20 protein-coding genes are annotated in these 24,424 nt (G+C 69.3%); 9 read left to right on the top strand and 11 right to left on the bottom strand.

All coding sequences use genetic code 11. From position 1 onward, the window contains the following. Nucleotides 1–70 precede the first annotated feature (70 nt). Nucleotides 71–2,098: an autotransporter outer membrane beta-barrel domain-containing protein gene (locus tag ACFWZ4_RS12080; RefSeq protein ID WP_439704921.1), complete on the bottom strand. Its 2,028-nt coding sequence runs from the start codon at nt 2,096–2,098 to the stop codon at nt 71–73. A 289-nt stretch (nt 2,099–2,387) separates the two neighbouring features. Between ACFWZ4_RS12080 and ACFWZ4_RS12075 the strand changes: the two genes are divergently transcribed. Further along, nucleotides 2,388–3,053 carry a dihydrofolate reductase family protein gene (locus tag ACFWZ4_RS12075; protein WP_439704920.1) on the top strand — a complete coding sequence of 222 codons (666 nt, stop codon included), beginning with the start codon at nt 2,388–2,390 and terminating at the stop codon, nt 3,051–3,053. A gap of 71 nt (nt 3,054–3,124) precedes the next feature. Here ACFWZ4_RS12075 and ACFWZ4_RS12070 read toward each other — a convergent pair whose 3' ends face one another. From ACFWZ4_RS12070 to mnmG, 3 genes are all read right to left on the bottom strand, one after another. Continuing rightward, nucleotides 3,125–5,437 (bottom strand): Tex family protein, encoded by a 2,313-nt coding sequence (locus tag ACFWZ4_RS12070; RefSeq protein ID WP_439704919.1) that lies wholly within the window; start codon nt 5,435–5,437, stop codon nt 3,125–3,127. A gap of 117 nt (nt 5,438–5,554) precedes the next feature. Further along, nucleotides 5,555–6,307, bottom strand: coding sequence for an RDD family protein (locus ACFWZ4_RS12065; RefSeq protein ID WP_439704918.1), 753 nt, complete (start codon nt 6,305–6,307; stop codon nt 5,555–5,557). A 151-nt stretch (nt 6,308–6,458) separates the two neighbouring features. Further along, entirely contained in the window at nt 6,459–8,333 is a 1,875-nt protein-coding gene (gene mnmG, locus ACFWZ4_RS12060; RefSeq protein ID WP_439704917.1) for a tRNA uridine-5-carboxymethylaminomethyl(34) synthesis enzyme MnmG, read from the bottom strand. 577 nt (nt 8,334–8,910) lie between these two features. Between mnmG and ACFWZ4_RS12055 the strand changes: the two genes are divergently transcribed. Next, entirely contained in the window at nt 8,911–9,096 is a 186-nt protein-coding gene (locus ACFWZ4_RS12055; RefSeq protein WP_439704916.1) for a hypothetical protein, read from the top strand. 69 nt (nt 9,097–9,165) lie between these two features. On the opposite strand, the gene pepN is transcribed toward ACFWZ4_RS12055, so the two are convergent. Then, entirely contained in the window at nt 9,166–11,796 is a 2,631-nt protein-coding gene (pepN, locus tag ACFWZ4_RS12050; RefSeq protein ID WP_439704915.1) for an aminopeptidase N, read from the bottom strand. A gap of 62 nt (nt 11,797–11,858) precedes the next feature. Between pepN and ACFWZ4_RS12045 the strand changes: the two genes are divergently transcribed. Next, nucleotides 11,859–12,854 carry an aldose 1-epimerase gene (locus tag ACFWZ4_RS12045; protein ID WP_439704914.1) on the top strand — a complete coding sequence of 332 codons (996 nt, stop codon included), beginning with the start codon at nt 11,859–11,861 and terminating at the stop codon, nt 12,852–12,854. Further along, a complete protein-coding gene (locus tag ACFWZ4_RS12040) occupies nt 12,851–13,798 on the top strand; it encodes a pyridoxal-phosphate dependent enzyme (protein ID WP_439704913.1) in 948 nt (315 codons plus the stop codon). Before ACFWZ4_RS12045 ends, ACFWZ4_RS12040 begins: the two co-directional genes overlap by 4 nt. A 78-nt stretch (nt 13,799–13,876) precedes the next feature. On the opposite strand, the gene ACFWZ4_RS12035 is transcribed toward ACFWZ4_RS12040, so the two are convergent. Next, nucleotides 13,877–14,773, bottom strand: coding sequence for a DMT family transporter (locus ACFWZ4_RS12035; RefSeq protein WP_439704912.1), 897 nt, complete (start codon nt 14,771–14,773; stop codon nt 13,877–13,879). A 79-nt stretch (nt 14,774–14,852) separates the two neighbouring features. On the opposite strand from ACFWZ4_RS12035, the gene ACFWZ4_RS12030 reads away from it, so the two are divergent. From ACFWZ4_RS12030 to ACFWZ4_RS12015, 4 genes are all read left to right on the top strand, one after another. After that, nucleotides 14,853–15,407 (top strand): DNA-3-methyladenine glycosylase I, encoded by a 555-nt coding sequence (locus ACFWZ4_RS12030; RefSeq protein ID WP_439704911.1) that lies wholly within the window; start codon nt 14,853–14,855, stop codon nt 15,405–15,407. A gap of 199 nt (nt 15,408–15,606) precedes the next feature. After that, complete coding sequence (locus ACFWZ4_RS12025) at nt 15,607–16,332, top strand: hypothetical protein (protein WP_439704910.1); 726 nt, start codon at nt 15,607–15,609, stop codon at nt 16,330–16,332. 68 nt (nt 16,333–16,400) lie between these two features. Next, nucleotides 16,401–17,210, top strand: a complete 810-nt coding sequence (locus ACFWZ4_RS12020) for a transporter (RefSeq protein WP_439704909.1) — start codon at nt 16,401–16,403, stop codon at nt 17,208–17,210. Nucleotides 17,211–17,366: 156 nt separating this feature from the next. After that, entirely contained in the window at nt 17,367–18,236 is an 870-nt protein-coding gene (locus ACFWZ4_RS12015; RefSeq protein ID WP_439704908.1) for a DUF72 domain-containing protein, read from the top strand. Between the two features lie 41 nt (nt 18,237–18,277). On the opposite strand, the gene treF is transcribed toward ACFWZ4_RS12015, so the two are convergent. Continuing rightward, complete coding sequence (gene treF / locus ACFWZ4_RS12010; RefSeq protein ID WP_439704907.1) at nt 18,278–19,867, bottom strand: alpha,alpha-trehalase TreF; 1,590 nt, start codon at nt 19,865–19,867, stop codon at nt 18,278–18,280. Then, nucleotides 19,864–20,631, bottom strand: coding sequence for an SDR family NAD(P)-dependent oxidoreductase (locus ACFWZ4_RS12005; RefSeq protein ID WP_439704906.1), 768 nt, complete (start codon nt 20,629–20,631; stop codon nt 19,864–19,866). The genes treF and ACFWZ4_RS12005 overlap by 4 nt, the downstream gene beginning before the upstream one ends. Nucleotides 20,632–20,812: 181 nt before the next feature. Here ACFWZ4_RS12005 and ACFWZ4_RS12000 point away from each other — a divergent pair, with 181 nt between their 5' ends. After that, the gene (locus ACFWZ4_RS12000) at nt 20,813–21,940 is read left to right on the top strand and encodes an acyltransferase family protein (RefSeq protein WP_439704905.1); all 1,128 of its coding nucleotides are present in this window, start codon (nt 20,813–20,815) and stop codon (nt 21,938–21,940) included. A 57-nt stretch (nt 21,941–21,997) separates the two neighbouring features. Here ACFWZ4_RS12000 and bioC read toward each other — a convergent pair whose 3' ends face one another. From bioC to ACFWZ4_RS11985, 3 genes are read right to left on the bottom strand one after another with little or no spacing between them, the layout of a single operon-like run. Beyond that, nucleotides 21,998–22,876, bottom strand: a complete 879-nt coding sequence (bioC, locus tag ACFWZ4_RS11995) for a malonyl-ACP O-methyltransferase BioC (RefSeq protein WP_439704904.1) — start codon at nt 22,874–22,876, stop codon at nt 21,998–22,000. After that, nucleotides 22,873–23,646 (bottom strand): pimeloyl-ACP methyl ester esterase BioH, encoded by a 774-nt coding sequence (gene bioH / locus ACFWZ4_RS11990; RefSeq protein ID WP_439704903.1) that lies wholly within the window; start codon nt 23,644–23,646, stop codon nt 22,873–22,875. Before bioH ends, bioC begins: the two co-directional genes overlap by 4 nt. Continuing rightward, nucleotides 23,643–24,410 carry a sulfurtransferase gene (locus ACFWZ4_RS11985; protein WP_439704902.1) on the bottom strand — a complete coding sequence of 256 codons (768 nt, stop codon included), beginning with the start codon at nt 24,408–24,410 and terminating at the stop codon, nt 23,643–23,645. Before ACFWZ4_RS11985 ends, bioH begins: the two co-directional genes overlap by 4 nt. Nucleotides 24,411–24,424 lie beyond the last annotated feature (14 nt).

The following is a 24,424-nucleotide window of genomic DNA, read 5'->3' as shown; positions in this document are numbered from 1 at the left end:
CAGCCGTCTGGACGTCCGGTCAGAAAAAAAGCCGCCCGAGGGCGGCTTTTTCGTGGGAGCGCGATCGGCGTCAGAAGCCGATCTTGACGCCCAGGTTCACGCTGTCGTCCTTCTGGGTGTCATCGCTGAAGCGGCCGTGGTAGCCGAACCAGCCGGTGACATTCGTGCTGAACTGGGCGGACAGGCCGAGGTCGGCACCCAACCAGGTCTTGTCCGGCACGTAGCCAGTGAGCGCGAAGGTCCCGGGCATGCCGACCAGGCCGGCCTGGACCTCGCGCGCATCGGCCTTGTCGTCGTGGTTCCAGGACACTTCCACGAACGGCATCAGCGTGGCGCCGCCGGCCTGCCACTGGCCCTGCAGGCGCCAGCCGAGCGATTCGAGCAGTGCGTCGCGCTGCTGGCGCCCGAACCACATGGCGGTACTGTCGTTGCCCATCTCGGCGTAACCGTTGACCTTGGCCGTCTGCCACTCCGCGCGGGCGAACGGGCCGGTCTTCAGGCCCTCGCTGCCGAACCACCAGCCGCCCTCGAGGCCGGCACCGAGATGGGAACCATCCGCCTTGCCGCTCTCGTTGCGGGTGGCAGCGCCCAGCTGGATGCGGCGGTTGATGTCCTTGAAGTTGGATTGGCCGAAGCTGGCGAAGCCCCCGACGTAACCGCCGCCGCTGTGGAACAGCGCGTAACCGAGGCCGGAGACGTCCTGCATCTTGTAGCCGCCTGCGCCATCGCTGAAATCGGCATTGTTCTGGCCCAGCGACAGCGCCACGCCGACGGACACGTGATCGTTCACGCGCGCGTCGGTGCCGAGGGTCAGGTTCACGTTGTCGCTGTCGGTGCGGGGCGAGCCGCCGGTCGCGTCGAAACGCTGCCGACCATAGTCCACGCTGGCGAAGAAGCGGGTGTCGCTGCCCTGGCCATCGGCCAGCAGCTGGTTGCGGATGGCGCGGTACTGCGCGCCAGTCGCCGCCAGCGGCGCCTCACCCAGCAGCGAAACCTGGCCGGGTGCCTCGAGGATGGACATCACGTACTGCCCCAGCACCGCATGCGCCGCGGTAGTCGGATGCACGCCGTCGGCGAACACGTAGCTCTGGTCGGCGCCATCGGGGTAGGTATAGGGTAGGCCCGACCCGGCGGGACCGCACTGCACCGAGGAAGCGCCAGCGCCGCAGGCCGGCGTGTTGACGTTGCTGAAACCGTAGAGCTGCGGGGAGGCAATGATTTCGTTGAACAGGCTGTAGACATCGACCGGGACGATGCCCACGCCCATCTGCGACAGGCCGGCATTGAGCTGGCCGTTGAAGATCATGCCAAGCCCGCCCAGCGAGGCCGCCGCCTCGGGGCCCTGCGCCAGCGCCGAGGGCGTCAGGCCGATGTTGGGCAGGTTGAACACCAGGATGTTCTTGGCGCCTGCCGCCTGCAGCTGGCCGATCAGCTTGACCTCCTGCTGGGCCGCGGCGGCAACGCCCGCCTGCGCCTGTTCCGCGCTCTCGAACGCGCTGACCCCGGCGCCGGCGAGCACCGCCGCGTTCACCTGGGCGGTGACGGTCGGCGTGATCTGCGCGGTGAAGGCGGCGATCGCGGCCGGGTCGTTCGGAATGATGTTGTTGGCGATCGCCAGCGAGACCTGTTGCGAAATCGTCTGCGCGATCAGCTGCTGGGCGGTGGCCCCCGCGCCGGCGGCGGTGGCGTGATAGAAGATGTCGTTGGCGCCGCCCCAGATCGAGTACAGCGCGTTGGCGTCGACCGTGCCGGCGGCAAGGTAGCCACCCACCTGGCTGGTCAGCGTGGGTACCGAGCCGGGCGTGCCCGGCGAATTGACGAGCACGCCGGCGCCGCCCCAAGCGTAGTCCGAGCCCCCGGTCAGCGACGGCGCGATCGGCTGGCCCAGCGCGCTGGCCACGTTCTCGATGGCGAGGGTGCCGGGATTGGTGGTGAAGCGTAGCGGCGGCTGCACGCCGGGCGCGGTCGCCAGCGAGATGTTGCCGTTGTCGCTCAGGCTGTCGCCGAACACGACGACCTGGTCGAAATCGGTGGCCGCAGCGGCCGCGCTGAACAGCAGACCGGCGAGGATGGCGCCGGCAAGACGGGTACGGGGCATGACGGTGACGCTCCTTGAGGGGCCGGGATGGCCTTCGTTATTTGAGCGTTACGGTAATGCACTCCATACGGAAGCGCATGCTGCGGCGCATCGCGTGCGCCGGCGGAGCAGTGCGGGAGTAGCGGCCCTCGGCAAACCAGCGCGTGGACCCCGTTGCCGGTCCGATCTCCCGCGCACGAAGCGCGCCGTGTCGAAACGTCATCGCGCCGTTCGTCGCGATACATAGAGGGCAGAAGGGCGGCACAGGCATCCTGTGTCTTTGCGAACCAACCCAACGCAAGGAAGAAGTATGGCGACCCCGACGGCAGCGAAGAGAAAACTGGTACTGAAGATGTCTGTCTCGCTGGACGGATTCGTCGCCGGACCGAACGGCGAGGCCGACTGGGTGTTCCGCACTTCCGGCGGAGACGATTCGACCCGATGGGTCCTCGATACGCTCGGCGAAGCGGGCGTGCACATCATGGGCAGTGGCAGCTATTACGACATGGCGGCGTTCTGGCCCTACTCGGAGATGCCGCTCGCGCGGCCGATGAACGACATCCCCAAGATCATTTTCTCAAGGCAAGGGCTCGAGGACGGCACGCGGGGCGATCGGACGAGCCACGCCTTCGCCGAAGCAAAGGCGCGCAACGCGGAACGGCATGGCGCCACGCCCACGGCGGCGGTCCTGGACTCCTGGACCAGGCCGACAGTGGCACGCGGCGAACTGGTGGAGGAAATCCAGCGGCTGAAGCAGCAACCGGGCAAATACATCCTGGCGCACGGGGGCGCCCGGTTCGCCCGCAGCCTCGTCGCTTCCGGCCTCATCGACGAATACCGACTGGCCATCCATCCGGTGGTACTGGGCCAGGGCCAGCCGCTGTTTGCCGGGCTACGCAGCCCGGCCGATTTGCGGCTGCTCAGCGTGACAGCCTTCAGCTCCGGCGCGATGGCCGTCGTCTACCAGCCGGCCTGAGCCAGCGCGGACGATGGCCGCACGCGCGCCCGGAACGGACTCCGGGCGCGCATCGGGGCATCTGTGCCGTCTCAGCGTTTGTCTTGGCGTGCGCGCAACAGCGCGTCGGCGAAGGCGTTGTTGGCCGGCGGCGCAGCGGGCTTGGGCGGCGGCGCGGCCCGCTGCGGGCGGGCGCCACGGTTGTCGTCGCCGGGGCGGGCGCCGCGGGCCTGGCCCGGCTCATCGTCCAGACGCATCGACAGGCCGATACGTTGGCGGGAAAGGTCCACCTCCATCACCTTGACCTTGACGATGTCGCCGGCCTTGACCGCATCGCGCGGGTCCTTGACGAAGGTGTGCGAGAGCGCGGACACGTGAACCAGGCCGTCCTGGTGCACGCCGATGTCGACGAACGCGCCGAACGCGGCGACGTTGGTGACGCGGCCTTCCAGGATCATGCCCGGACGCAGGTCCTTGAGGTCCTCCACGCCTTCGGCAAAGCTCGGTGCGACGAACTCCGGACGGGGGTCGCGGCCCGGCTTCTCCAGCTCTTTCAGGATGTCGCGCACGGTCGGCACGCCAAACTTTTCGTCGGTGAACTGCTCAGGCTTCAGTCCGCGCAGGAAGCCGGTGTCGCCGATGATGTTGCGCACCTCGCGGCCGCACTGGGCGATGATCCGCTCGACCACCGGATAGGCTTCCGGATGCACTGCGCTGGCGTCGAGCGGGTTGTCGCCGCTGGGCACGCGCAGGAAGCCGGCGCACTGCTCGAACGCCTTGTCGCCCAGCCGCGGCACCTTCAGCAGCGCCTTGCGGTTGGCGAACGGGCCGTTGGCGTCGCGGTGCTTGACCACGTTCTCGGCGACGCTCGCCGAAAGCCCGGCCACGCGCGAGAGCAGCGCGGCCGAAGCGGTGTTGACGTCCACGCCGACGGCGTTGACGCAATCCTCGACCTTGGCATCGAGCGCGCGCGCGAGCTTCACCTGGTTGACGTCGTGCTGGTACTGGCCCACGCCGATCGCCTTGGGCTCGATCTTCACCAGCTCGGCCAGCGGATCCTGCAGGCGGCGCGCGATGGACACGGCGCCGCGCAGGCTGACATCGAGGTTCGGGAATTCCTTCGCAGCCGTTTCGGATGCCGAATAGACCGAAGCGCCGGCCTCGCTGACCACGATCTTCGACAGCTTGGCATCCGGCAGCTTCTTGATCAGTTCGCCGGCCAGCTTGTCGGTCTCGCGCGAAGCGGTGCCGTTGCCGATCGCGATCAGGTCCACGCCGTGCTGCGTGCACAGCTTCGCCAGCGCGACCAACGATTCGTTCCACTGCCGCCGGGGCTCCAGCGGATAGATCGTCTCGGTGGCCAGCAGCTTGCCGGTGGCATCGACCACGGCCACCTTGCAACCGGTGCGAATGCCCGGGTCCAGGCCCATCACCGTCTTGGCGCCCGCCGGCGCGGCCAGCATCAGGTCCTTGAGGTTCTCGCCGAACACGCGGATCGCTTCGTCCTCGGCGCCTTCGCGCACGCGACCGAACAGGTCCAGTGTCAGGTGCAGGTGCAGCTTCACGCGCCAGGTCAGGCGCACGGTTTCGCGCAGCCAGGCATCGGCGGCGCGGCCGCGGTCATGGATGCCGGCATGCGCGGCGACGCGGCCTTCGCCCTCCAGATGGCCTTGCTCGGCGTCCAGCGCCGGCTGCAGCTCCAGTTCGATCACTCCTTCGTTGCGCGCGCGCATCAGCGCCAGCAGGCGGTGGGACGGGATCTTGCCGACCGGCTCGATGTGGTCGAAGTAGTCACGGAACTTGGCGCCTTCGTTTTCCTTGCCCGCGACTACCTTGGCGCGGATCTGGCCCTTCTCCCACAGCCAGTCGCGCAGCTCGCCGACCAGGTGCGCGTCCTCGGCGATGGACTCCATCAGGATGGCGCGCGCGCCATCGAGCGCCGCGCGCACGTCGGGCACGCCCTTGTCGGCATCGACGAACGATTCGGCGAAGGTCTCGGGGACGAGCGTGGGGTCGTCGCGCAGGCCGGTCGCCAGCGGCTCCAGACCCGCCTCGCGGGCGATCTGTGCCTTGGTGCGGCGCTTGGGCTTGTAGGGCAGGTAGAGGTCTTCCAGCCGCGCCTTGGTGTCGGCGGCGAGGATGTCGTTCCTCAGCGCATCGGAAAGCTTGCCCTGTTCCTCGATGCTGGCGAGGATCGCGCCGCGCCGTTCCTCCAGCTCGCGCAGGTAGCGCAGGCGCTCTTCGAGCAGGCGCAGCTGCGTGTCGTCCAGGCCGCCGGTGGCCTCCTTGCGGTAGCGGGCGATGAAGGGCACGGTCGCGCCCTCGTCGAGCAGGCCGACCGCCGCGCGCACCTGGTCGGGTTTGGCGGCGATGTCCTGGGCAATGCGGTGTTCGATGCTGAGCATGTGATCAACGGCTTCGTGGTGCAGGGAGCCGTCGATCATAACAACCGTGGCGCGGTTCGTCGGCTGGGTTTGCCCACCATGCGGGATGGCGATGGTGGGCCGAAGTCCGCCCTACGGTCAGGCGTGGAATGATCCGTCGTTGCGCGGGGCAGGATGGTGGAACGCGCCGGCGCGGCCGTTGAGCACCAGGGTGTTGGCGAGCATGTCGTGCAGGCCCTGCCTGCGCCGCGTCCAGCCGATCATCAGGAAGCCCACGCCCACGATCATCCAGCTGAGGATCTTCGCCGCGTAGCGGCCGAGCGCGCGCCAGAAGCCGATGCGCCCGCCGTCCAGGTCGGTCACGCGGATGCCCATCGCCAGCTTGCCCACGGTGGCCTGCCAGGCCGAGCTCTCGCAGATGGCGAAATACAGCCAGACCAGCACGGCGGTCAGCGCGATGCCCATGCGCATGGTTTCGTAGTACTGGCCGTAGGCCGCCAGCATCACGTGGGGATCGGAGGCGGCCGAGAGCATGACCTGCTCCAGCTTCGCCTGCGCCGCCTCGTTGCCGAACGCGTTCATGATCAGCATCTGCGGGATGTAGAGCACGATCACGTCGATGATGTAGGCGACCAGCCGCTTCCAGAAACCGGCGTAGTCCTCCAATGCCGCCGTGGTGGTCGGCGGCGGCACCACGGCGGTGGGTCCCAGCGGCGGAGGCGTGCCGGCCAGCGCGTCGGGAAACAGCACCGACAGCGGTTGCCAGTCGGCCAGGCCCTCGTACCAGCCCAGGTCCTCGGCGGCGAGCTGGCCGCTGCGCAGCCACTGGCGCACGTCCTCCTCCTTGTAGGGACCGTGGCGCTGGCCGTCGCGGCCGATCCAGATTTCCATCCGCTAGCTCCGAAAAAGTTCAATGCGCCCGATGATGCCACGGCACCGGACGCGTTGTAGGAGCGCACTATGTGCCCGGCCGTGGCCCCAATCCGCCGAGAGCGTGGACATCGCGGTCGCGCACGCGGTGCGCTCCTGCAGGAGTTCGGTGTCAGGCGCTGCGGCGCTTCAGGTGCACCAGCAACAGCGAGATCGCCGCGGGCGTGACGCCGCTGATTCGCGCGGCTTGGCCGAGCGTGGCCGGTTGCGTGCGCTTGAGCTTGAGCAACACTTCGGACGAAAGGCCGCGCACCTTGTCGTAATCGAAACCGGCAGGAATGTCGGTGTGCTCGTGGCGGCGCTGGCGCGCGATCTCCTCGCGCTGGCGCTCCAGGTAACCGGCGTATTTCGCCTGCACCTCGACCTGCGCCGCGACATCTTCGCGTTCCACCGCGGGGCCCAGCTCGCTGACGGCGGTGAGCTTGCCGTAGTCGAGTTCGGGGCGTCGCAGCAGGTCCAGTGCGTTGGTTTCGCGACTGACCGCAAAGCCGAGTTGGCGCTCGATCGTCGCCCCAAGCGCGTTCGTCGGTGCCGCCCACAGCGAGGCCAGCCGCTGCGTCTCGCGCTCGACCGCATCTCGCTTGGCGCGCAAGGCATCGAAACGCGCCTGCGGTACCACGCCGAGCGCGAAACCCTGCTCGGTCAGTCGCAGGTCGGCGTTGTCCTCGCGCAGGTGCAGCCGGTACTCGGCGCGCGAGGTGAACATGCGGTAGGGCTCCAGCGTGCCGTTGCTGGTGAGATCGTCGATCAGCACGCCGATGTAGGCCTCGTCGCGCCGCGGGAACCAGGGCGCCTCGCCGCGAGCCATGCGCGCGGCGTTGAGCCCGGCGACCAGGCCCTGCGCGGCGGCTTCCTCATAGCCGGTGGTGCCGTTGATCTGGCCGGCGAAGTAGAGCCCGCCGATACCCTTGGTCTCCAGCCATGGCCGCAGGCCGCGCGGGTCGAAGTAGTCGTATTCGATGGCGTATCCCGGACGCGTGATGTGCGCGCGCTCGAAGCCGGCGATCGAATGCACCACCTCCAGCTGCACGTCGAATGGCAGCGAGGTGGAAATGCCGTTGGGATAGATCTCGAAGCTGTCCAGCCCTTCGGGCTCGATGAAGATCTGGTGCGAACCCTTGTCGGCGAAGCGCACGACCTTGTCCTCGATCGAAGGACAGTAGCGCGGGCCGGTGCCCTCGATCTGCCCGCTGAAGAGCGGCGAGCGGTCCAGCGCGCCGCGGATGATCTCGTGCGTGCGCTCGGAGGTATGGGTGATCCAGCAACTGACCTGGCGCGGATGTTCCGCGCGCGATCCCAGGTAGGAGAACACCGGCGCGGGATCGTCGCCCGGCTGTTCCTCCAGCCCGCCGAAGTCGATGCTACGCAGGTCGATGCGCGGCGGCGTGCCGGTCTTGAGCCGGTCGGCCGCCAACGGCAGCTCGCGCAGGCGCATCGCCAGCGCGCTGGCGGGCGGATCACCCGCGCGCCCGCCGGCGTATTGCGCCGGGCCGATATGGATCTTGCCGGCGAGGAAGGTCCCGGCGGTGAGCACCACCGCGCCCGCACGGAAGGTCACGCCCATCTGCGTGACGACGCCGGCGATGCGGTCGCCCTTGATGAGCAGGTCGTCGACCGCCTGCTGGAACAGATCGAGGTTCGTCTGCGCCTCGACGATGCGCCGGATCGCCGCGCGGTACAGCGCGCGGTCGGCCTGGCAGCGCGTGGCGCGTACGGCCGGGCCCTTGGAGGCGTTGAGCGTGCGCCACTGGATGCCGGCACGGTCGGCCGCATGCGCCATGGCGCCGCCGAGCGCGTCGATCTCCTTGACCAGATGGCCCTTGCCGATGCCGCCGATGGCCGGGTTGCAGCTCATCGCGCCGACGGTTTCCAGGTTGTGGGTCAGCAGCAGCGTGCGCGCGCCGCAGCGGGCCGCGGCCAGCGCCGCTTCGGCGCCGGCATGGCCGCCGCCGACCACGATCACGTCGTAGCGGGTGGGATGGATCATCGAAAGAAGGCGCCTGGCGCGTGCGAGAGACGGAACGTGCGTATGTTAGCGCTTTGGAGTCGGCGCCCGAACATAATCAAGAGCTTGGCACGATTGCTGCTTCACTTCGCATGCACTTTCCATGGGCAGACGCCGCGCGATTCGCGCGCCGAGGTTGGGCAGACAGGGGCCCGACCGCGTACCAGGAGAGGAAGCATGACGGCGCCGCTGGGGATTCCCACGGCGCCGTCGCCTTTTCCGGACCCTGAAAAAACCAAGCCCCGCCAGTGGCGGGGCTTGGTCGTGCTTAGATCTGGCGCCCGGCGGTCTCAGGAACAGGGGGAATCCAGGATGACCGTGTTGCCGGGCGCCAGAAACCGGAAAGTCGCAAGCGCCGTCGCGATCCGTCGCGACTGCGGAAGCGATATTCCCAGTACGGCCGTGAATAAAAAGTGACTAATTCCGGCTTTTTTTTGTAAGGCAGCTGACGCAGAGCGTCAGCCCGCCGGCCAGGCCCAGAGCCGAATGTGACGGCGGTCACGCTCTGGCACGGCCATTGCAGAGTCCGCTTCACCAACCCCATCCTCTGCGTTCCGTCATGAACACCACCTTCGACTTCCAGCCCGTCTATCCGCGCCACGATCTGATGATCGAAATCGGCAAGGTGCAGATGGCGATCGAACACCTGGCCGCGCGCACCGAACAGGAGCGCCAGAACCTGCGTCCGCGCCTGGAGACGCATATGGTCCGCCTGCGCAACGCGCTGAGCCAGCTCGCCGCTTGACCGCCCCGTCGCCGGGCGGAGCGCCAAGAGCGTTCCGTCCGGCGACGTCCCTGCGGCGATGTGCCGCCGCTAGCCCTTGAGCATGTTGCCGACGATCTCGGCCAGGTTGCGCGAGAGCCGCTGCTCCGCCAGCCCCGCCACCGCCGCGTGCGCCTGTTCCCGCCGCGCCGGCTCCAGCCGCTGCCAGCCGTTGAACGCGGTCGCCAATCGCGCCGCCACCTGCGGGTTGAGCGCATCCAGTTCCGCCAGCCGCGCGGCGAGGAACCGGTAACCCTCGCCATCGTCGCGATGGAATCCACTCGGATTGCCACGCGCCCAGGTACCGAGCAGGGCCTGCACGCGGTTGGGATTTTTCAGGGTGAACGTCGGATCGGCCTCCAGCGCCCGCACGCGCGCCAGCGCGGGTTCGCCGGGAATTTGCGCCTGCACCGCGAACCACTTGTCCAGCGCCAGCGCGTTGTCGGCATGGCGCGCACGGTAGCGGGCCAGCGCATCGGCCGCCTGCGGCGCCCCACTCCGCACCAGCACCGCGAGACCGGCAAGGCGGTCGGTCATCGTCGCGGCGCGGTCGAACAGGGCGGCCGCGAAGGCCTGCGCCGCCGGCGCATCCAGCAGCGCCAGCAGCTCCAGCACGCGGCGCTTGAGCCGGCGCTGTGCCTGGCTGGCGGCATCCAGCGCATCGCTCGCCCGGGCAGTCAGCGCCCGGTAACGGTCGGCCAGCACGGGCGCGCCGATGCGGGCGGCAAGCTCGCGCTGCAGCGACTGGCGCAGTGCGTGGATGCGCGCCGGGTCGACATCGGTCTCGCGCTCGGCCAGTTCCACTTCTCCCGGTGGCGTGAGCAGGTCGGCCAGCAGCGCCGGGTCCAGCGCGGGCTGGTCGAATAGCCCGGCGAGCGTGTCGCCCCACACCGCCAGCGCCTCGTGGCCACGGCCGTCGCGCAACTCCGCATAGGCACGCCAGGCGAGTTGCTGCGCGGCCTCCCAGCGGTTGAAGCCGTCGGTGTCGTGGGTCAGCAGCAAGGCGAGCTCGGCCGGTGCGTACGCGTAGTCGAGGACCACCGGCGCCGAGAAGCCGCGCAGCAGCGAGGGCACCGGCGCGCGCTCGATATCGGGGAAGACGAACGACTGCTCCGGTGCATCCAGCACCACCACCTGCTCGCGCGCGCCCTCGTGCAACGGCAGCATGCGCCCGTCCGCATCGAACAGCGCGAGCTTGACCGGAATCGGCAGCGGTCGCTTGTCGGGCTGCCCCGGCGTGGGCGGCGTGTGCTGGCGCAGGGTAAGGGTGTACGAGCGGTGGGCCTGGTCGAAACGGCCTTCCCCCGACAGTCGCGGCGTGCCCGCCTGGCCATACCAGGCGAGGTAGGGCGAAAGATCGATGCCGTTGGCCTGGCCCAGCGCTGCGAGGAAATCCTCCAGCGTCGCGGCGCGGCCGTCGTTGCGCTCGAAGTACAGGTCCATGCCGCGGCGGAAGCCATCGTGTCCGAGCCGTCCGGCCAGCATGCGCACCAGCTCCGACCCTTTTTCGTACACCGTGGCGGTGTAGAAGTTGTTGATCTCGCTGTACTGCGACGGACGCACCGGATGCGCCAGCGGGCCCGCATCCTCGGGAAACTGGGCGCGTCGCAGCAGCGCGACGTCGTCGATGCGCTTGAGCGGGGGTGAATTCATGTCGGCCGAGAACTGCTGTTCGCGGAACACGGTGAGGCCTTCCTTCAGCGACAGCTGGAACCAGTCGCGACAGGTCACGCGGTTGCCGCTCCAGTTGTGGAAGTACTCGTGCCCGATCACCGCCTCCACCGCGCGGTACTCGTCGTCGGTGGTGGTATCCGGGTCGGCCAGCAGGTACTTGGCGTTGAAGATGTTCAGCCCCTTGTTCTCCATCGCGCCCATGTTGAAGTCGTGCGTGGCGACGACATGGAACACGGAAAGGTCGAAGTTGCGCCCGTAGGCCTGCTCGTCCCAGCGCATGGCGCGCTCGAGCGCGTCCATGGCGTAGTGGCAGCACTCGATCACGTCGGATTCGGCCCAGATCACCAGTCTGACGTCGCGGCCGTCGGCCGTGCGGTAGTCGCGCTCGAGCTTCTGCAGGCGGCCGGCGACCAGCGCGAACAAATAGCAGGGCTTGGGATACGGATCGACGAAGCGGGCCCAGTGGCGACCGTCCGGCAGATCGCCGGTACCGTCGGGGTTGCCGCCGGCGAGCAGCACCGGGAAGCGCTCGCGGTCGGCGCGCAGCGTGACGGTGTAGCGGGCGAGCACGTCCGGGCGGTCGGGGAAGAAGGTGATGTGGCGGAAGCCCTCGGCCTCGCACTGGGTCAGCAGGAAGCCGCGTTCGCGCGCGCCGGACAGGTACAGGCCCTCCAGCGCGGTGTTGGCGGCCGGACGCACGCGCACGCGGGTCTCCAGCACGCTGCCATCAGCGACACCGTCGACCTCCAGCGCGTCGTCGCGGTAGCGATAGGCGCTCTCGTCCAGCGGCCGGCCATCCAGTTCGATGGCGACGAGCTCCAGACCCTCGCCGTCCAGCTTCAGCGGCGCGTCCTGCGCCAGATCGCGGCGCAGATGCAGGCGCGAGCGCACCTCGCTGCTGTCGATGCCGAGGTCGAATTCGAGTTCGACCTGCTCGACCGCCCAGGCCGGTGGACGGTAGTCGGCAAGGTGGATGGGCGAGGGGGTTTGTTCGTCGCGCGCAGTCATGGGGAGAAGCCGCTGGGGGAAGGCTCAGGCTAACATGCGACGCTTTCGCGACCGGACGGGACATGGGTGCTTTCGACGTCGCCATCGAGTGGCTGGGCACGCAGCCGGTCGTCGTATTGAACGACGGCGCGCGTGGTCGCCGCGTGCGCATCGCGCGCCGCGGTGCCTGTGTGCTCGGCATCGAAGCGACCGTTCGCGGCGAGCGCGTGGAACTTGCTGACGGCCATCGCGATGCGACCGAACTGGCGGCCCGACCGGGCTCGCGCTTCGCCGTGCTGGCGCCGTTTGCCAACCGGGTGGCAAACGCGCGCTACTGCTTCGACGGCAACGAGTACGACCTCATGCCGGGCGCGACCGAAACGTCGCGCGCCAGCAGGCACGGCTTCGTGCGCGATGCGGACTTCGCCATGGCCGCGCTCGATGCGGACGAGCAGGCGGCAAACGTGCTGTTCGCGACGCACATCCCGCCGCAGCCGGGCTATCCGTTCGCGCTCGACCTGGCCGTGCGTTACCTGCTCGCGACGGACGGGCTCACGCTGGAGGCCACCCTGCGCAACGTCGGCGATCGCGTGGCGCCGGCGTTCGTCGGCTGGCATCCGTACTTTCGCCTGGGCAACGACGCGCTGGCTTCATGGGAACTCACCATTCCCGCCGCCTGCGTGATCCGTACCGACGCGGACCACATCCCGTTGCCGGGTCAGGCCGCCTACCAACCGCTCGCCCAGGCGCCCGCACTCGACTTCCGCCAGCGCCGCGGCATCGGCGGGGTCGAACTCAACCACACCTACGCCGACCTGCAGAGCGAGGCCGACGGTCGCGTGCGCGCTCGGCTGCGCGATCCGCGAGGCAACATCGGCATCGCGGTGTGGCAGGAACATGGCGTGCTGCTCGCCTACACCGGCGACACGCTCGAGCGGGGCGCGCGCCACTCGCTCGCGCTCGAACCGATGGAAAGCCTGCCCGACGCATTCAACCGGCCCGATTGCGCCGAGGCGATTCGACTTGAACCTGGTGCCGCACGCACGTTCCGCTGCGGCGTGGAGATCGATACCCCATGACTGCCCTGCCCAGCTTCGCCCAGATCCAGGACGCCGCCGCCCGTATCGCACCGCACGCGCGCGTGACGCCGGTGCTTCGCAGCGACGCGCTCGACGCGCTCTCTGGCGCGCAACTGCACTTCAAGTGCGAGAACCTGCAGCGCGGCGGCGCGTTCAAGTTCCGCGGCGCCTGCAACGCGGTGTGGGCAGTGGACGGGGCAGCCGCCGCGCGTGGCGTGGTCACGCATTCCTCCGGCAACCACGGCAACGCGCTGGCGCTGGCGGCGGCGACCCGCGGCATCCGCGCCCACGTGGTGGTGCCCGAGGGCGCGGTGCGCGCCAAGCTCGAGGCGATCGAACGCGCCGGCGCGGTGCTGCATCGCTGCGCACCGACCCAGGCCGCGCGCGAGGCGACCACCGCGAAGCTGGTGCAGGAGACCGGCGCAGTGTTGGTCCATCCGTATGCCGACACGCAGGTGATGGCGGGGCAGGGCACGATCGCGCTGGAACTGCTGGCGCAGGCGCCGGACATCGAGGCGATCGTCACGCCAGTCGGCGGTGGCGGACTGGCCTCGGGCGTGGCCATTGCCGCGCATGCCGTGCGTTCGACGATCACCCTGCATGCGGGCGAACCGGCCGGTGCGGATGACGCCGCGCGTTCCCTCGCCCGCGGCGTGCGTGTCACCGACGTGGTGCCCCACACGATCTGCGACGGCCTTCGCGCACTGGTCGGCGAGCCCAACCTCGACGCGCTGCGCCAGCATCGGATCGACATCGTCACGGTGACCGACGAGGACACCATCGCCGCCATGCGCCTGCTGTGGCAGGAGCTCAAGCAGGTCGTGGAAGTGTCCAGCGCCACCGCCTTCGCCGCGATCCTGAAAGATCGCGAGCGTTTCGCCGGCCGCCGCGTCGGCGTGGTGCTCACCGGCGGCAACGTCGACCTCGACGCGCTGCCCTGGTAACCCCGGCGGGGTTGCAGGAGCGCACCCTGTGCGCGATGGCGAGCCTCCGCAGAAGCGGGTCGCGTACAGACTGCGCTCCTACAAGGGCCGCCCTTCGCTCCTGCCCAGGCGCACGCCGACCACGGCCGCCAGCCCCGCCAGCACCAGCGCGATGCCCAGCCATTCCATCGCATCGGGCCGCTCGTCCAGGATCAGCCAGGCCAGCAGCACGCTGACCACCGGCACGCCCAGGCTGGACAGGCTCGCCACCGTGGTGGGCAGGCGCTTGAGCACCACCAGCCACAAGCCCCAGGCCACGCTGGACGCCATCACCGCGCTGTAGGCCAGCGCGCCGGCAAAGGCCCAGTTCCACGCGATCGGTCGCGAGGGCACCAGCAGCGCCACCGCGCCGAGTACCAGCGCGCCGACGAGCATCTGCCAACTGGTCAGCGACAGCGCCGACACCGCGTGGCGCTGGAACAGCCGCTTGCTGAGCACCGTGCCGGCCGCCCAGGCGGCGCCACCGGCCAGCGCCAGCATCGTGCTCAACGGACTGCCCAGGCCATGCCAGGGTTCGAGGATGCAAAGCAGTCCGGCCGCCGCGAGCGCCAGGCCCAGCCAGTGCCGTGCCGAGGGCGTCTCGCCCAACAGCGGCCAGGCCAGCAGCACCGACCAGAACGGCATGCTGTACGCGAGCAGCGCCACGTGTCCGGCGCCGCCGCCCACCAGCGCCCACTGCTCCAGCCCCTGGAACGCGGCGGTCTGGCAAAGGCCGATCAGCACCGTGGGAACCAGCGGCGGCGGACGCAACGACTGGCGGCTCACGGCCAGCGCGGCGAACAGCACGACCGCGCCGAGCAGGTACCGAATCGCGGCGAAGTCGAACGGTCCGGCCCAATTCAGCGCCTGCTTCATCACCACCCAGCTGTAGGCCCAGATCAGGATGGTGCCGGCCAGGGCGGCCAGCGCGCCGCGCTGCGGAGAAGGGTTCGACATGGGAGCGCGCGCAGGGAAAGTGCGCCAGTGTACGCCGCGTGCTGCGCTACATTGGCGCCCTGCCATCAGGAGAATCTCCATGCAGCGCTGCGCCTGGGCCACCGACGACCTGCTTTGCGCCTACCACGACGCCGAGTGGGGCGTGCCGTTGCACGACGACCGCATGCTGTTCGAGTTCCTCTGCCTGGAAGGCGCGCAGGCCGGCCTGTCCTGGCGCACGGTGCTGGCCAAGCGCGAGCGCTACCGCGAGGTCTTCCACGGCTTCGACATCGAGCGCGTGGCGCGCATGACCGAGCGCGAACTGGAGAGGGCACTCGCCGATCCCGGCATCATCCGCAACCGCCTGAAGGTCACCGCCACGCGCGACAACGCCCGTGCCGCGCTCGGTGCGATCGCCTCCCACGGCAGCCTGGATACCTACCTTTGGTCGTTCGTCGACGGCGAGCCGCTGCGCAACCGCTGGAAGACGACATCCGAGGTACCGGCGACGACGGCCGCTTCCGACCGCATGAGCAAGGCACTCAAGAAGGACGGCTTCCGCTTCGTCGGCAGCACCATCTGCTACGCGCTCATGCAGGCCACCGGCATGGTGAACGACCACCTGGTCGGCTGCTTCCGCCACCGCCAGGTGTGACTGCGTGCGCAACGCATCCGCGATGCCGGTCACGCGCCAAGGGAACGTGGTGAAACACCGCTGAATGCGCCGCGTCGACAGCGCTTGCGCGGACACCACCCAAGGGCAAAGCATGCGCACCGGACGCGACCCATCGGCCGCGCATGACGAATGTTCCAACGGCTGGACGGGCGCAGCCCGTCAACCACCGGAGAGTGCCATGAATACCCGCGTTTCCATTCTTGCCGCTGCTCTGGCGGCGGTACTTGCCCTGAGCCCGGCCATCGCGCAGACCGCGCCTGAGGGCGACACGCCGACGACGACGAGCGACAACCACGCCGCGCAGCAGCTGGCCGGCCAGTTCGAAAGCTTCGCCGGTTCCGATGCCAATGCGCAGGCGCTGGTCGACGGGCTGCGTGACGGCAGCGAGATCACGCTGGAGGAGACCACCACCCAGGCGGACGGCACCACCACCCAGACCACCTTCCAGCCGGCCACCGGCGCGCTCGGCTACGGCAACGTGAAGATCGCCCTGTCGCTCGCCGAAGCCAGCCTGGCCGGCGCGGGCATCACCGAGCCCACGGCCGACGAGATCGCCGCCGCGCTCAATGGCGGCACGCTCACGCTCGAGGACGGCACCTCGATCGATTTCGACGGCGTGCTGACCGAACGCGCGGACGGTGAAGGCTGGGGCGCGATTGCCCAGGCCATGGGCGTCAAGCTCGGCGACGTGATGCGCTCGCCCAACGCCGCGGCGCACGCCGGCGACCATGCGGCCGCCAAGGTAGAGAAGGTGGCGTTCGCCGGTGGCCACGCCGCGGATCATCCGGCCGCGCCGGAGCATGTCGCACGCGTCGACCGCCCGGAGCGTCCCGAACACCCGACGCGTCCCGAGCGGCCTGAACGCCCCGAGCGTCCGGACCGCGCCGGCCGCCCCGGCGGTTGAGTTCCACCCGCGACGCCGGCCGACCTGGCCGGCGTCGCCCTCCCCACGACACACAGGAAAGACATTGCATGCGTAGCACTTTCTGCGCGCTGGGCCTGCTGTTGCTCGGCGTCAGCGCGGCCCACGCCGACGACGGCCACTTCAGCGTCGGCGCGGGCGCCAACTACAGCACCGGCAAGTACGGCACCGACACCACCACCGACATCTGGTCGGTACCGGTCACGGCCGGCTGGCAGGACGACCGCTGGACCCTCAAGCTGACCGTGCCCTACATCGGCATCAGCGGCTCGAACGACGTGATCCCCGGCACCGGCGGTGTCAACAACGGCAATCCGCGCGGCCGTGGCCATGGCCGCGGCACCGGTGGCGGCGGCTCCACCTCGACCACCGGCTCGGCCTCCGGCCTGGGCGATGTCGTCGCCTCGGCCGGCTACCAGCTCTTCACCAGCGCCGACTACAGCGCGGGCCTGGATCTCACCGGCAAGGTGAAGTTCGGTACCGCCGACGCGGACAAGGGCCTGGGCACCGGCAAGAACGACTACGGCCTGGCGCTGGACGGCTACAAGGCCTGGGGCGACTGGACCGTGTTCGGCGGCATGGGCTGGATGAAGTACGGCAGCTCCGACTACATCCGCCTGCAGAACGGCTTCAACGCCAACCTCGGCGCAGGCTTCAAGCTCAGCCAGGCCGACGATGTCGGCGCCTACTACTACTACCGCGAGAAGATTGCCGAGGGCGGTGCCGCGCAGAGCGAGCTGACCGCGTACTGGAACCACAAGATCGGCGCCGACTGGCGGCTGCAGAGCTACGTGATGGGCGGCATGGCCGACGGCAGCCCGGACTGGGGCGTGGGCGCCACCGCCAAGTACCTGTTCTGACCGCGGGCTCCCCTGCGCGCTGCAGGGGAAGGCCTGGACCTCCCGGCGCACGCGCGCCGGCGACGCGCCGGTCATCCGTGAAACGGATCGACGTCTCACCACGCGCTCACCGCACGTGCGCTTGCATGATGGCCTTCCCGTACGACGGAGACCGCGGTGGCGACTTTGCGCATCGGCATATCCGGCTGGCGCTATGCGCCCTGGCGCGGGGTGTTCTATCCCAAGGACCTGCCGCAGCGGGCCGAGCTGGAATACGCCTCGCGCCAGGTCGGCAGCGTGGAGCTCAACGGCTCCTTCTACAGCCTGCAACGACCGGACAGCTACGCGCGCTGGAACGCCGACACGCCGCGCGGCTTCGTGTTCGCAGTGAAAGGGCCGCGCTTCATCACGCACATCAAGCGGCTGCGGGACTTCGACGGTCCGCTTGCCAACTTCCTCGCCTCGGGATTGTTCGAGCTGGGCCCGAAGCTGGGGCCGATCCTGTGGCAATGCCCGCCGAACCAGCGCTTCGACGAGGCGCTGTTCGACCATTTCCTCGGCGCACTGCCCCGCGACACCTTCCAGGCCGCCGAACGGGCGCGCCACCACGACCACCGCCTCAAGCACGGCGCCACCGTCACGCCCGACCGCAAGCGGCGCCTGCGCCATGCGCTGGAGATCCGCCACGAGAGCTTCATTTGCGAGGCGTTCATCGCGCTGCTGCGCCGGCACAAGGTGGCACTGGTGGTGGCCGACACTGCCGGCCGCTGGCCTTACCTAGAAGACGTCACCGCGGACTTCATGTACCTGCGCCTGCACGGCGACGAGAAGCTCTACACCAGCGGCTACAGTGATGCGGCGCTCGACCGCTGGGCCGTGCGCATCCGTGCGTGGTCGCAGGGCGGCGAACCGGACGATCCGGTGCGCGCCAGCAAGCGGCCGCCGCCGAAGCGCGCTGGCCGTGACGTGTATTGCTACTTCGACAACGATGCGAAAGTGCACGCGCCGTTCGATGCGCAGTCGCTGATGCGCAAGCTTGGCCTCTGACATGCGGCCGACGTGCCACTGAAGCCGAAGCCCGGAGAACGCTACGGCTTGCTTGCCGCCTTCGCCTCGTTCGCCTCGTTGCCCGGATCCTCGTGCAGCAACCGCCGCGTGACCCCGTTGGTCCAGCCGAATCCGTCCTGCAGCGGATACTCGCCGCCGCCACCGCCCTCGGCATCTTCGCCGTCGTGGGTAATCACGTACTTCTCCACCAGCTTGCTTTCCTTCTTGTAGAGCGTGCCCACGGTGCGCAGCCAGCTGCAGGCGATGTCGTCCGCGTCGAGGTCGTAGTTGCGCAGGCCGCGGATCGCCATCCACTGCAGCGGCGCCCAGCCGTTGGGTTGGTCCCATTGCTGGCCGCTGTCCTGTTCGCTGGTGCCCATGCCGCCCTGGCGAAGCAGCCGGTCGCGCAGAGCCTTGGCGGTACGGTGGGCCTGTTCGCGGCTGGCCAGGCCGATGAACAGCGGCGCGGCCGCGGCGCTGTTGAGAGCCTCGCGCGGCTCTTCGCGCTGCCAGTCGTAGTCGAGGTAGGCGCCGGCCTTGTCGTTCCAGAGCAGACGCTCGATCGCCTGCTTGCGCGCCTCCGCGCGCTGCTGGAACTTCTCCGCCTGCTTGCGCTGCCCAACGGCATGGTTGAGCAGGCAGATCTGCCGCTCCAGCTTGTACAGAAACGCGTTCAGGTCCACCGGCAGGATCGAGGTGGTGCGGATGGTGCACAACTCGGTGCCGTCGCACCAGCGCGAGCTGAAGTCCCAGCCGGACGCCGCGCCGGCGCGCAGCTCGCGGTACACCCGGTGCGCCGGGAGCGGCGACTTGCGCGCGGTCAGTACGTCCTCGCGGTAGGACTCCTCGCGCGGTGTATCGCGCTCGTCCCAGTAGCGGTTGAGGATGCTGCCGTCGTCGAGGCACACGCAGTGGCCGCGGGCGTCGCCCTTGCGCATCTCCTCGGCGCCGGCCATCCAGAAGTTGTATTCCTTGCGCAGTCGCGGCAGGTATTCGACCGCCTTGCACACGCCATGCGATTCGAAAAGCTCCACCATCAGCGCGAACACCGGCGGCTGCGAGCGGCTGAGGTAATAGGTGCGGTTGCCGTTGGGCACGTGGCCGTAGGTGTCGATCAGGTAGGCGAAGTTGTTCGCCATCGCGGCGAGCAGGTCGTGCCGGCCGCTCTCGGCCAGGCCGAGCATGGTGAAGTACGAATCCCAGTAGTACAGCTCGGCGAAGCGCCCGCCCGGCACCACGTAGTCGTTGGGCAGCGGCAGGATCGAGGCGTTGGGCGGGTGCTGGCGCGGATGGCGGGTGAGCACGTCCCACAGGCTGTCGATGTGCGCCTTCAGCGACTGCCCGGGCGGGGACTTGTAGTGGCTTGTGTGCACCTCGGGCGGATCGAAATTCGCGTGCACGAAGCCGGCCAGGTCGAAGCCCTCGTCGTCGCAGCGCTCGCGGTAGGACTCCAGGATGTCTTCCGGATCGCCGCGCGGCACGCAGTCGACGAAGGTCTTGCTGTCGGTGAACACGCCACCCATCTGCACCGCGATGAACAGCTCCTGGTAGCGGTCCGCCGGCGTGAGCGTGTCGGCCCTGGGGACGCTGGCCGCGTTTTCCTCGTTCCTGCGCTTGGTGTCGTCGCTCATTGCTCGGCGTAGTTCCACAACAGTCCGCCGTCGACGAACAACGTGCTGCCGGTCATGTAGCGGGCGTCGTCGCCGCACAGGAAGGCTACCGCGCCCGCGACTTCCTCGGGCGAGCCCAGCCGCTGCAAAGGGATGTTCTTCATCAGCGCTTTCATCAACGCAGGGTCGCTCATCAGGTGCGCGTTGATCGGCGTCTTGATCGCGCCCGGCGCGATGTTGTTGAGCGTGATGCCCAGGGGCGCCAGCTCTACCGACAGGTCCCGCATCAGCATCTTCAGGCCGCCCTTGCTGGCGCAGTAGCTGGCGAAGTGCGGGAAAGGCAGCTCCTCATGCACCGAGCTGATATTGACGATGCGCCCACCCTCGCCGCGGTCGCGCACGTGGCGGGCAAACGCCTGGGTGAGGAAAAACACGCCCTTGAGGTTGACGTCCAGCACGAGGTCATAATCGGCCTCGGTGACGTCCAGGAAGCCGGCGCGCCGTTCCACCCCCGCGTTGTTGACCAGAATGTCGACGCGGCCCATCTGCGCCACTGCCTCGGCCATCACGCGTTGGACGGCCTCGACCTGGCCGATGTCGCCCTCGATCAGGCAGGCGCGCGCGCCGGTGGCCTGCACCTCCGCCAGGGTCTCGCGGGCGCGGTCGTTGGCGACACGGTCCTCGATCACCACCGCCGCCCCGTCCTGCGCCAGCCGCAGTGCGATGGCGCGACCGATGCCCTGTGCCGCGCCGGTGACCAGCGCGACCTTGCCTTGCAACCCCATCGCGGCTCCTTGGGAAGTGGATGAGGCTGCCCAGCCTAGGCTTCGGCGGGTGAAGACCGCGCCAGCGAAGGGCCAGGGACGCGCGGCCATCGGGCGGGCCGCGATCCGCCCGCGATCCGCCTGAAACATGAAGCCGGCATCAGCCAGACTGCGCGTTCCATTGCATGCGAAAGGAATTCCGATGCATCGCCTTCCCGGCCTGGACCTGCTTCGTGCCTGGGCCATCGTGTGGGTCATGCTGTTCCACTCCTACGTGGTCGGCGGGTTGGGCGAAACGTTCGCCTGGCTGGGCAACGACGGCTGGATGGGCGTGGACCTGTTCTTTGTCCTTAGCGGTTATCTGATCGGCTACCAGCTGCTGGCACCGCTCGCGCGCAGTGAGCCGCTTGCATGGCGGGCGTTCTACCGGCGGCGCGCGTTCCGCATCCTTCCCGCCTTCCTGGTGGTGCTCGCGGTCTACGTTGCATGGCCGACGCTGCGCGAAGCGAGCGCCCTGGCGCCGGCGTGGCAATTCCTCAGCTTCACGCTCAACCTGCTGATCGACTACGAGCACGACAAGGCGTTCTCGCATGCCTGGTCGCTGTGCGTGGAGGAACATTTCTACCTGCTGTTCCCGTGGCTGGCCTGGTGGTTGCTCCGGCGGCCGTCGATGGCCAAGGCGCTGGCGGTGGGTCTGGGCGTGGTCGCGCTGGGCATGGTGGTGCGCGGCTACGTCTGGCTGCACGCCATGGCGCCGGTCATGTGGCAGCCGGGGCCGGCGTTCGGGCTGCGCTTCGTCGAGGGCATCTACTACCCGACCTGGGCGCGGCTGGATGGCCTGCTCGCCGGCGTGGCCCTGGCCGCGTTGCGGGTGGGCCGGCCGCAGGCGTGGATGCGCGTACAGCGGCATGCCGGCGTCGTGCTCGTGGCCGGACTGGGCCTGTTCGTGCTGGCGTGGTGGTTGTTCCGCGAGCGGCTGGGGTTCTGGCCGTCGGTGCTCGGTTACCCGCTGCTGTCGCTGGCACTCGCGTCGTGCGTGGGCGCGGCCACCGCGCTGCCGACGCGATGGGCGGTGCCGGGAGCGGGCTGGATGGCGCGCATGTCCTACAGCCTGTACCTCAGCCACAAGCTGGCGCTGCATGCGGTGGCGACGTGGTGGGTGAGGCCGTGGCAGCTGCACGGGCTAGCCGCGTTCGGGCTGTACGCCGTCGGCGCGCTGCTGGTGGGCGCCGTGCTGCATTACGCGGTGGAGCGGCCGTTCCTGCGCTGGCGCGAGCGGCTGGACAAGCGCCAACAGGGCATGGCCGCGGAGCTGCCAGCTACTGCGTAGGTGCGCCTGCGGCCGGCCAGGTGGCGATCGCGCCCAAGTGCGTTCCTGTGGGTTGCATCACCGTCGGCGCGAGCCGCGCAGGCTGGATAAGGAGAACGTTGCGATCTCGCCCTCGGGCGTGCGTCGCGCCTGGCCGGGCGGCGGACCCCAGGCGTGCGCGGTCACCACTTCCCAGGTGGCCGGGATGCGGCCGTCCACGCGCATGGCGTCGTAGGCGGCGAGCATCTCGCGGTAGTGCGTCTTGCCGGTGAGGTGGCGCTCCCGCGCGCGGTCGGCATGGGTGGCGCCCAGGCCCTGGAGTTCCTTGAGCAGCGCGCGCGGCTCGCTGTAGGTGAGCGTGTAGCGGTTGACGTCCAGCACCGGGTCGCGCAGGCCCGCGTTGATCATCGCGTCGCCGACGTCGTGCATGTCCAGGAAGCGGCTGACGTGGGAGTACTCATCGACCGCGGCCCACGCGGAGCGCAATTCCTTCAGCGTGTCGGGCCCGAAGCTGGAGAAGGCGAGCAGGCCGCCGGGCTTGAGCACGCGCACGCACTCGCCGAACAGCGCCGGCAGGTCGTCGATCCACTGGAAGCACAGGTTGGAATGCAGCACGTCCACGCTGCGGTCAGGCAGGGGCAGTGCGGTGGCCTCGGCGCAGACGCGCTGGAACGGCCGCAGCAGCGCCTGGTGTTTGCGCGCCGCGTGCAGCATGGGCTGCGCCAGGTCCACCGCGATCACTTGCGCCTTCGGGTAGCGCTTTTTCAGCAGCGCGCTGCCGCGGCCGGTGCCGGCGCCCACGTCCAGCACGCGCTCGGGCGCCTGCAGATAGAAGTCCAGACGGCCAAGCAGGTCGGTTTGCACCTCGCGTTGGAGCACGTCGTGCTGCTCGTACGTCGCAGCGGCGCGGGCAAAATTGCGGCGCACGCGGGCGCGGTCGAGATGGAACGTGCTCATGCCGGGGTTTCCGCGAACAGGGGCTGCAGGGCGTCGGCCACGGCACCGGCGTGGCCAATGAAGGGTGCATGGCCGGCGCCCTGGATTTCCACGAAGCGTCCGCCGCAGCGCTCGGCCGACCAGGCCATCGCGGCGGGCGGCACCAGGCGGTCGCGACGACCGGCGATCCACACGCTCGGCACGGCCAGTTGCGGCAGGCGCGCGCGCAGGTCGCTGCGTTCGAGCAGGCCGATGCCCTCCTGCAACACCCGCAGCTCCGGCTCGCCGCGCTCGAACACCTCCGCGCGCAGGCGGCGCAGCTCGGCCTTGGGATCGGCGCTGCCCATCGCTTCCAGTGCGAGGAAGCGCTCGAGCGTGGCGTGGTAGTCGGTTTCGAGGTCCGTCGCGAGCTGGTGCACCAGGGCGGCGTCGCTGCCGTGCGGCCAGTCCGCGCCGCGCACGAATCGGGGGGTGGCGCAGAGCATGGCCAGGCCGCGCACCTGGGTGGGCATGTCGAGCGCCGCGGTGAGTGCGACCAGGCCACCCAGCGACCAGCCCAGCCAGGGGGCCGGCGGCGTGGCCGCGGCGATGGCCTGGGCGATCGCGCGCGGTTCGAGGGGCAAGCCGCAGGCGCGCGAGTGGCCATGGCCGGGGAGGTCGACCACGTAGAGGGTGCATTGCGTCGCCAGTGCCTCGACCAGCGGAGCGAACACGCCGCCGTGCATGGCCCAACCGTGGAGCAGTACCAGCGGCTGCGTGCCGTCGCCGAACGTGTCGATATGCAGGGTCATGGCGCAGTCCCGACTCCCTCTCCTCGCGGGGGAGAGGGCTGGGGCGAGGGGCGCAGCTTCTTGTCCACCGCGCCACGTCCGTCGAACACGAAACACTCGCCTTCCCAATGGCTGCCGTCGGTTTCTTCCAGGTATTTCAGGATCCCGCCTTCGAGCTGCAGCACCTCGCCCAACCCCAGCTCGCTCAGGTGCAGCGCGGCCTTCTCGCAGCGGATACCGCCAGTGCAATAGGAGACGATGGTCTTGCCGAGATAGCGCTCGCGGTCGGCCATGACCGCGCCGGGCAAGGCGGTAAAGCTGGGCACGCGGTAGTCGACCGCGCCGGCGAATCGCCCTGCGTCGGTTTCGTAGTCGTTGCGGGTATCCAGCAACACCACCTCAAGACCCGCATCGTCATGGCCCTGGTCGAGCCAGCGCTTCAGCGTGGCCGCCTCGACCGCCGGTGCGCGGCCCTGGTGCGGCGCGACCGGCGCGCGCAGGGTGATGATCTCGCGCTTGAGCCGCACGCGCAGGCGACCGAAGGGCACCGCCACGGACAACGACTCCTTCACCGGCAGCCCGGCGAAGCGCGCGTCCTCGCACAACCAGCCGAGGTAATCGTCGACCGCCTCGCGGGTGCCGGCCAGGAACAGGTTGATGCCCTCCGGCGCGAGCAGGATGGTGCCCTTGAGCGCCAGCGCCTCGGCGCGCGCGCGCAGGGATTCGCGCAGCGCGGGCAGGTCCGCGAGCGGGACGAAACGGTAGGCGGCAACGTTGACGATCATGCGGGAAGGGGCGC

This window comes from Frateuria sp. GZRe12 (genome assembly GCF_051900535.1).
GTDB lineage: Bacteria > Pseudomonadota > Gammaproteobacteria > Xanthomonadales > Rhodanobacteraceae > Frateuria_A.
The sequence above is the reverse complement of the archived record's forward strand: the minus strand, read 5'-3'. Positions and strand labels throughout refer to the sequence as shown.